Here is a 7,741-nt window from a genome sequence, read left to right as displayed (position 1 = left end):
ATCCTGTGCTTGTATTGTCGTCAGGGCAATTCAAGTTTTCGGATAGGCACTAAGTAGAGGTGATCTCAAGGCAGTCACTCAAAATTGGAATAAATTGGCAAATAGGAGAAATAAAAACAAAAATTATTGTATTCCAAGCAGTATTGAAGAGTATAAACAGTTCGATATATATGCCGCTCGATTAAAAATTGGTTTTAGAGAGTGGTTTTTATTAGAAGATGCAATAATGGCGTTTAGTGAAATCATTGATAGGATTTGTGAAGCTCCAGGATTAAAAGGTGTAGTTTCTTATGAAACAGTTTATACAGCTTTCAAGAAAGAGTTAGAAATAGAGATCTCGACTAGAGAAAAGGATTCAGAAAACAAGAGAGAGTTCGTTGATGCATTAGAAAGTATTCAAGATTTTATTGATGATAAAGTTAGTCATTTCGACTTCTTTTTTGCAGTTGAAGGATTGGAGCTAGAAAGCTTTGAAAAACTTAATTTTGGGAAAGTTGAAATTTTTGTCTTTAATGAAGAACTGCGAGATCAATTATTAATGCCTCTTCTCAAACACAGCTAGAAGAATGCATTCTAACAGCAATTTACTGGATAGGCGAAGCTCAAAATGAAACTGATCTAGATGTGTCTTTTTTGAAGTATTGGACTGCATTGGAATGTATGTTTACTGGTTCTGAAAAGCCAACACACGCTTTAGCTAAAGGAGTTGCAACACTTAATGCGTTTAGTGGCTACGAATTTATAAAAATTGAAGATGCCAAAGAAGTATATAAAAGTATGACAAAGCTTTATGACAAACGCTCAGATATTATCCATCGGGGCATGAACTATTTAGCTAATCAGGTAATTAACGAGGCTGACATTTCTAAAATTTGTAAATATGCAGCATGGAGTATTCTTGGCTTGTTTCATTTACATTCTACTGGTTGTACGGATATGCATGAGGTCGGCAATCAAATCAATAGGTTGTATTCACAGTGGAACGGTCAACAGCTTTAGATACTGTATAAACCGCCACCTAACAATCGCGTTGCGGCGGACAGTTGAGAGTCTATTCATCTATCATTTTAGTTCTTTCGCTGCCGCTGAACGCAATCGTTGGGCTGCATTCTGAGTGGGTGCGCTGAGAGTCGGGTTTTCTTCGCTCATCTCGTGGGTTTCAGAGTTTCGCGTTTAGTTTGCTGCGTTGAGAGTGAGTGCGTCGATCGCGGTGTTGCTAGCATTTTTCGTTTTGGTGCGCAGTAATCTAGTCGTAAGTTGCGAGAAGCATCCTAACCAGTCAGTGGAGCGGACTTTCGGGGTCAACTCGTCTGCGTTTCGGTTCGGTTTGTCGCCGCTCAACCGGAACGTTAGACCGCTTAAATTATCGGTGAGACGCAATTGGGAGTTATCAGTTGAACAATTAACGTTATTCTGTAGTTGAACTCTTGACAGAACTAGATTTCCCTACTAACTATGACAGAAGCTAAGGTACGCCAACAATATAACCGATTGGCAACTGTTTATGATCAACGATGGAAGCACTACGTAACCAACACGCTAGAATTCCTCAAAGCCTGGACGCATCTCTCCTCTACAGAAAGGGTGCTGGATATTGCTTGTGGCACAGGTGAATTTGAACGGATGGTATTGGCTGAAAATTCAACCCAGAAAATTGTTGGAGTTGATATTTCAGAACAAATGCTAGCGATCGCTAAACAAAAAAATCGCGCCTTCCCCAATGTCTCATTTCAGGTTGCAAATGCGTCCAACCTACCCTTTGCAGACAACAGTTTTGACATTGTGGTTTCTGCAAATGCCTTTCACTATTTCGATGATCCTGTAGCTGCCCTTAAAGAAATGAAGCGGGTAGTTAAGCCAGGTGGAAGAGTAGTCATTCTGGATTGGTGCAGAGATTTTTTAGTCTGCAAAGTTTGTGATGGTTTGCTCAAACTGGTCGATCCGGCTCATCGGCAATGCTACTCTCAAAAGGAGTTTCATGACTTATTGACTACTTCGGGGTTTGTGGTTGAATGTTCTGAAAAGATGCGTTTTGGCTGGATTTGGGGACTGATGATTGCTACAGGCAGACCTTCAACAACGGCAACTCAAAATGAACCAAGAACCTCTGTTTGATCCTGAAGCGCGGGAATCTACAAGACGTTATGATTTTGACTGGCTCAAAGTTGCAGCAACATTTGCAGTCTTTATTTTCCACTGTTTGCGATTTTTTGATCTCGATGCTTGGCATGTTAAAAATAACCAGCTTGATGCGATCGCCACCACCCTCGCGGAAATTTTGCTGCAATGGATCATGCCATTATTTTTCCTATTATCTGGAACGAGTCTCTACTTTGCACTTCAGTCTCGTACCGCAGGGCAATTTCTTCGAGAACGCTGTATGCGTTTGTTGGTTCCTTTATTATTCGGTATTTTCGTCTTATCTCCCCCACAAGTTTATCTGGAGCGTTTGAGTAATCCGTATCATGGTGTTGCTCCTTGGAGTAGAGGACAGTTTTTAGGTTCCTTTTGGGAGTTTATTCCCTACTATTTCCAGGGGTGGTATTTATTTGGCGGAAACTTTGCCTGGATGGGACTTCATTTATGGTATCTATTAACATTATTTCTATTTTCGCTGTTACTATTTCCCCTATTTATAGTAATCAGGCAAGGCAAGGGGCGAAGACTGCTTGAAAAGTCGGCAATTGTTTTAGCAAAACCAATGGCTATCTTTTTATTCGGGTTGCCTATCATAGTTCTAGAAAGCGGACTCAATCCGGCAACATTCGGCGTTCGAGCGGCAGGTGGATGGAATTTTTTCACCTATTTCACATTTTTGCTATACGGCTACCTTATCGTTCAAGATCGGCGAATTGAACAGGCTGTCTATCGACACTTGCTTTCGGCATTAGCGATCGCAGGATTAACAACTCCACTTTTGCTAGAACCTACTCGCCATCTACTGACTGGTAATGGGACGGTATATGCTTCACTCGGTTATACGCTGATAACAACTTTAAAATCCTTCAATTGCTGGTGCTGGATGGTTACATTGTTGAGTCTCGGCAGAAGATTTTTAAACTTCAATCATCCAGCATTACGATACATGAGTGAAGCGTCTTTGCCCTTCTATATCCTGCATCAACCCATCATTCTTGTGATTGGGTTTTGCATAGCAGATTGGAAAGTGGGAGTGCTGATGAAGTTCATGGCATTGAGTTCAATCGCTTTTATTGCGATCGCTCTGCTCTATGAATTGTTTGTGAGGCGGATCAACTTGCTGCGCGTTTCCTTTGGTTTAAAGCCAGCATGAGAAACATTATGCAAAATTTGTGCTTTTCGCGTGATCGGTACGGTCTAACAACCGTGTTGCAGCGGACGGTATCAAGATCTTGGTGATGATGCAAAAGTTGCTGTAGCAATCCTGTCTGAGTTGTGAGAATTCGATCGCTAGTGATTAGTAGTTAGTGATTAGTAGTTAGTCGTAAATCGATGGCTAATCACCACTCACTAACTACCCGCCCTTACCTCTCAAGTCTGGAGAACTTTCTGTTATGGTCGATCAGATTAAGCGATCGCGACTCCTGACTCTTGTGACTGTTGGGCAAGCTCCATAAGACGGCGAATCCGCTCCTCGGTTGACGGGTGGGTGCGAAATAGAGACTGTAATCCTTGAGTCGAGAGCGGATTAACAATCAACAACGGCGACATCGCAGGATTGCCATTCATCGGGATTTGGTGACCAACTTGTTCTAGCTTTTCTAAGGCACTCGCCAGCGCTAGAGGATTGTGGGTAATTTGAGCAGATCCCTGGTCAGCCGCATATTCACGAGTGCGAGAGATCGCAAGTTGAATCAACGTAGCAGAAAGCGGCGCGAGAACAATCAAAAAGAGCAGCCCGATCGGGTTTGCCCCCCGGCGATCGTCGCGATAAACCGGCCCATAAAGCGCCCCAAAGGTCAGCATTCGTCCCAAAAAGGTGATAGCTCCCGCGATCGTGCCTGCAACCGCCTGTGTCAGGGTGTCTCGATTTTTAACATGGGTCAACTCATGCGCCAAAACGCCTTCTAACTCATCGGGCGAAAGCAAGTCTAAAATGCCCTGAGTCACCGCAACCGCCGCATGATTAGGGTCGCGTCCAGTCGCAAAAGCGTTGGGCGATTGAGTTGGAACAAGAAACACTCTTGGCATGGGAATCTCAGCCCGATCGCATAGCTTAGAAATCATGTCAAACAATTCGGGGGACTGCGATCGCTCGATCGGCTGAGCTGCGTAAGCTGCAAGGGCTGCTTTGTCAGAATAGAACCAGGAGCCAAAACTAGTCATTGCCGCAAAAATTAGCCCCAAGATCAGTCCTTGTTCATTGCCAACCAAGTAATAGCCACCCAGGACAAGAACGCCACTGAGTAATCCTAAGAGAGCAGCCGTTTTCAGTTCGTTAACCCCAAGCATGAGATTTCCCCAAAGTGTTTTAGACAGTAGTTGGTCTTAAGTTCTCAGATTTCGGTAAGCTTTAGACTCTATCCAATGAGAGAAAGCCGACTCTTTCGGTGGGGGAGTTTGAAAATGAGTTTCAAAGTAGGCTGTGCGATCTGGGCGTACAAGGGATGGGTGGGCGACTTGTTTCCTCGTGGGAGTCGATCGACTGATTTTCTCAATCTCTATAGTCGGCGGTTTACCACAGTGGAAGGGAATACAACGTTTTATTCAATTCCTGATGCCGAAACAGTGAGTCGCTGGGCACAAGAAACGCCTCCCGGATTTGAGTTTTGCTTGAAGTTGCCCAAGATTTTTACTCACAAGGGGCGACTAGAGCCAGCGATCGCGGATTCTCTCAAATTCTTGAATCACATGCAGGGCTTAGGCGATCGACTTGGGCCATTGTTTGCTCAACTACCGCCAAGTTATAGTCCGGCTCATCTAGATGACTTGACAAAATTTCTGCAAAGCTGGTCGGGTCAAGCTGCTTTAGCGCTCGAAGTGCGTCACCCTGACTGGTTTAGAGAGCCACATCAGAGTCGATTAAATGCCCTGCTCAAATACCTTAAAATTGGTCGAGTTCTTTTGGATACGCGCCCTATTTATAATGCGCCCGACGCCCCCCAAATCGAGTCCGAACGCAAGAAACCAAACGTGCCATTACAGCCGATCGTCACGGCTCCAATTTGCCTGATTCGATTTATTAGTCACCCTGACGCAGCCTTAAACCAGACATACCTTGACGAATGGGTTAAGTGGATTGAGCAGTGGCTTCCTGAAACACAAGTCTATTTCTTTGTCCATTGCCCAGTAGAAGAGCGATCGCCCCAAACTGCCCGGCACTTTCAACAGTTACTCGAACTTCAGAATGTCCCAATTCTTCCTCTCCCCTGGAATCAAATTCCTCAACCTTCGCAACAGCTTGATTTATTCTCAGGCTCCTGAGTCTAGGGTGTAGGCTGTTTAGTTCCATAGAGATCCCGACTTCTTTGAGAGGTGGGGATTTTTTTATGGTTGCATTCTGTTTTTTAGGAGGGCTATATCTTGAATTTTTGCTCGTTGTACAAAGAACAAGATCTTTCGTAGAAGGCGATACAGAATATTCAAAAACATCTGCATAAAGGTTAGCGATTCAACGTGTGATGAGAAGTTAGGAAAAATAAACTTCAAAGTTACAGAGGTCACCATGAATTCTACAATGCCGCAAGTATCGCAATTTAAAGCAGATAGTTACAAAGCTGTTTCCACAAAAGTTACCCGAAAAAGCTTATCTGCTTACTGGGTTATGCAAGATGGAAAACTTGCCTGTAAATGGATAATGCAATAGTCCAATTAATACTTTTTGACACTGAGGACACTTAGATGATTCATCATATTTCGATCGCCGTCAACAATCCCCAACACGTTGCTAATGTCATTGCTGAACTGTGGCAGGGGCAAGCCGTCCCATTCCCTGGTCATGAGGGGAGCTATGTTGCATTTGCTTTTGATTCCTATGGCACAGCTATTGAGGTGATGCCAAAAAGCCTCATCTTGAAGCCAGGTTTAGAAACGGCACCTGTTCAATTTTATGACTCCAATTTCAATACTCGCTACACGGCAACTCATGCAAACATTGCTGTTCCGATAAGTGAGGCAAAAATTTGGGAGATCGCCGATCGCGAAGGCTGGCGGGCCGTCCGATGCAGACGCGCAGGTCTCATTGACTTAATCGAGTTTTGGGTCGAAAACCAGGTTTTGCTGGAATTGTTGCCCCCAAACCTCATGTCAGAATATCTTGCGGTTGTGCAACCAGAAAGCCTGAAAGCGGCATTGAGAAGCCTGGCTTCATAAGACCTTTGACGGGAGACCTTAGATGAAAGACCAAAGTCCAAAGTCTAAAGTCCCCATTTTATTTACTGGAGATATCTATCGTGATTTCGTTATTGGATTATCAGAAAAAACGTCGATCGCAGAGCCTTTGGCTTTTATTGTTGTATCTTGCGCTGCTTTTCTATGGATTTGGCGTACAGATGTTGGAATCGTTTCTCAACTACCCAATGTGGTGGGATCTGGGCGCACGGATGAGTAATGTAGATTTTATCGCGGTTCGTCAGGTGCATCAGTGGCGTATTTTCCCACTTCTGGTAATTCCGTTGGCGCTGCGGGTTCCAGTGTCGATCGCGCTATTCTGGTGGCGACCGGCCTTTATTCAAGTCTGGATGCTGGTGGCTATTCTCGCTTTGCAGCTAATTGGATGGACATCAAGCGTTCGGATTCAAATTCCAATTCAGTTGGCGCTGACAAATCAAGGGTTTTCAAACGAGTTATTTGCGCGACTGATCACCACGGATATTTGGTTTCGGGTATTGCCTTTTGTCTGTGAAGTGTGGATTGGTTTGCTGATTGTGCGACTGATGCTTGGATTGGTTTATCTGTCTCGATCGACGAGTTCAATTCGATGAACTTTTGCTTCGATGTTGTCATTCTCTGCCCTCCGGCCTTTCAGTTCTAGAAGACTTTAAGAGAAGAGTTTTGATTCAAAGTTCTCTGGTAAAGAATGTGATCGAATTCGCATCGAATAGACAATTCAATGTATTAGTTGAATGTAAACCTGACTCCTTAAATAACTTCTACAACAACTTTTACAACAATGATTGATATTGGACTGACTCATATAGCGCTTCCTGTCTTGGAGATTGAACGAAGTATCAAGTTCTATGCCACCTATGCTGAAATGCAGGTAATTCATCAGCGTGTTGATGCAGAAACCAGCGTGGCAGTTGTTTGGCTATCTGATAAGACTCGCCCCTTTGTATTAGTCTTAATCGAGACAAAATCGGTGCAGCCTGTTCTATCTCCGCTGGCCCATCTCGGAATCGGTTGTAAAAGTCGTGAACAGATGGATGCTTTATGTACAATGGCGCGACAAGAAGATGTGCTACTTCAAGAGCCAAAAGATTCTGGGTATCCGATCGGCTACTGGGCCTTCTTACGCGATCCAGATGGGCACACGCTCGAACTGTCTTATGGACAAGAAATTGGGTTGACTGTTGAGAAGAGTGTTTAAGACTTGGAGTTGACGAACTAATCTTGTGACTTAAACCAAGTACCTGGCGCTTAATAAAGCAACCTTTTACCAAAGTTCAACCTGAAACGCTGATTCTCGTGTTGAGCAATCGCATTGGTTTTCCACTTGATTCAGCCATAACCATGCCAAAAGTTCAAATTTCGACCATCTCCTTGCCAAAAGTTCACAGTATGACTATAAGTTCTTCTTATGATTTAAGGAGGACATTCTTTC

At 43.9% G+C, this 7,741-nt stretch carries 9 protein-coding genes; 8 read left to right on the top strand and 1 reads right to left on the bottom strand.

Features of this window, described 5'->3' with window-relative positions; translation table 11 throughout:
* Positions 1 to 94 precede the first annotated feature (94 nt).
* From ACJ2PR_RS17440 to ACJ2PR_RS17425, 4 genes are all read left to right on the top strand, one after another.
* Positions 95 to 562, top strand: coding sequence for a hypothetical protein (locus ACJ2PR_RS17440; protein WP_446877940.1), 468 nt, complete (start codon positions 95 to 97; stop codon positions 560 to 562).
* Between the two features lie 98 nt (positions 563 to 660).
* Positions 661 to 999 carry a hypothetical protein gene (locus ACJ2PR_RS17435; protein WP_446877939.1) on the top strand — a complete coding sequence of 113 codons (339 nt, stop codon included), beginning with the start codon at positions 661 to 663 and terminating at the stop codon, positions 997 to 999.
* Positions 1,000 to 1,455: 456 nt separating this feature from the next.
* Positions 1,456 to 2,115: a class I SAM-dependent methyltransferase gene (locus ACJ2PR_RS17430; RefSeq protein ID WP_446877938.1), complete on the top strand. Its 660-nt coding sequence runs from the start codon at positions 1,456 to 1,458 to the stop codon at positions 2,113 to 2,115.
* Positions 2,093 to 3,292, top strand: a complete 1,200-nt coding sequence (locus ACJ2PR_RS17425) for an acyltransferase family protein (RefSeq protein WP_446877937.1) — start codon at positions 2,093 to 2,095, stop codon at positions 3,290 to 3,292. Before ACJ2PR_RS17430 ends, ACJ2PR_RS17425 begins: the two co-directional genes overlap by 23 nt.
* Before the next feature lie 254 nt (positions 3,293 to 3,546).
* Here the strand turns inward: ACJ2PR_RS17425 and ACJ2PR_RS17420 are convergent, their stop codons facing one another.
* A complete protein-coding gene (locus ACJ2PR_RS17420; protein ID WP_446861472.1) occupies positions 3,547 to 4,431 on the bottom strand; it encodes a M48 family metalloprotease in 885 nt (294 codons plus the stop codon).
* Between the two features lie 114 nt (positions 4,432 to 4,545).
* Between ACJ2PR_RS17420 and ACJ2PR_RS17415 the strand changes: the two genes are divergently transcribed.
* From ACJ2PR_RS17415 to ACJ2PR_RS17400, 4 genes are all read left to right on the top strand, one after another.
* Positions 4,546 to 5,403, top strand: a complete 858-nt coding sequence (locus ACJ2PR_RS17415) for a DUF72 domain-containing protein (protein WP_446877936.1) — start codon at positions 4,546 to 4,548, stop codon at positions 5,401 to 5,403.
* A 417-nt stretch (positions 5,404 to 5,820) separates the two neighbouring features.
* Positions 5,821 to 6,291 (top strand): hypothetical protein, encoded by a 471-nt coding sequence (locus ACJ2PR_RS17410; RefSeq protein WP_446861470.1) that lies wholly within the window; start codon positions 5,821 to 5,823, stop codon positions 6,289 to 6,291.
* Between the two features lie 80 nt (positions 6,292 to 6,371).
* Complete coding sequence (locus ACJ2PR_RS17405; RefSeq protein WP_446877935.1) at positions 6,372 to 6,902, top strand: hypothetical protein; 531 nt, start codon at positions 6,372 to 6,374, stop codon at positions 6,900 to 6,902.
* Positions 6,903 to 7,090: 188 nt separating this feature from the next.
* Entirely contained in the window at positions 7,091 to 7,507 is a 417-nt protein-coding gene (locus tag ACJ2PR_RS17400; RefSeq protein ID WP_446861468.1) for a VOC family protein, read from the top strand.
* Positions 7,508 to 7,741: the final 234 nt, after the last annotated feature.

The organism is Phormidesmis sp. 146-33 (assembly GCF_052939515.1).
This window is presented reverse-complemented; position numbering and strand designations above follow the sequence as displayed.

What these genes read in the sequence shown, in the direction of transcription:
- ACJ2PR_RS17400 (WP_446861468.1), top strand. Translation starts at nt 7,091, where the DNA reads ATGATTGATATTGGACTGACTCATATAGCGCTTCCTGTCTTGGAGATT.
- ACJ2PR_RS17425 (WP_446877937.1), top strand. Translation starts at nt 2,093, where the DNA reads ATGAACCAAGAACCTCTGTTTGATCCTGAAGCGCGGGAATCTACAAGA.
- ACJ2PR_RS17430 (WP_446877938.1), top strand. Translation starts at nt 1,456, where the DNA reads ATGACAGAAGCTAAGGTACGCCAACAATATAACCGATTGGCAACTGTT.
- ACJ2PR_RS17420 (WP_446861472.1), bottom strand. Translation starts at nt 4,431, where the DNA reads ATGCTTGGGGTTAACGAACTGAAAACGGCTGCTCTCTTAGGATTACTC.
- ACJ2PR_RS17435 (WP_446877939.1), top strand. Translation starts at nt 661, where the DNA reads ATGTTTACTGGTTCTGAAAAGCCAACACACGCTTTAGCTAAAGGAGTT.
- ACJ2PR_RS17415 (WP_446877936.1), top strand. Translation starts at nt 4,546, where the DNA reads ATGAGTTTCAAAGTAGGCTGTGCGATCTGGGCGTACAAGGGATGGGTG.
- ACJ2PR_RS17410 (WP_446861470.1), top strand. Translation starts at nt 5,821, where the DNA reads ATGATTCATCATATTTCGATCGCCGTCAACAATCCCCAACACGTTGCT.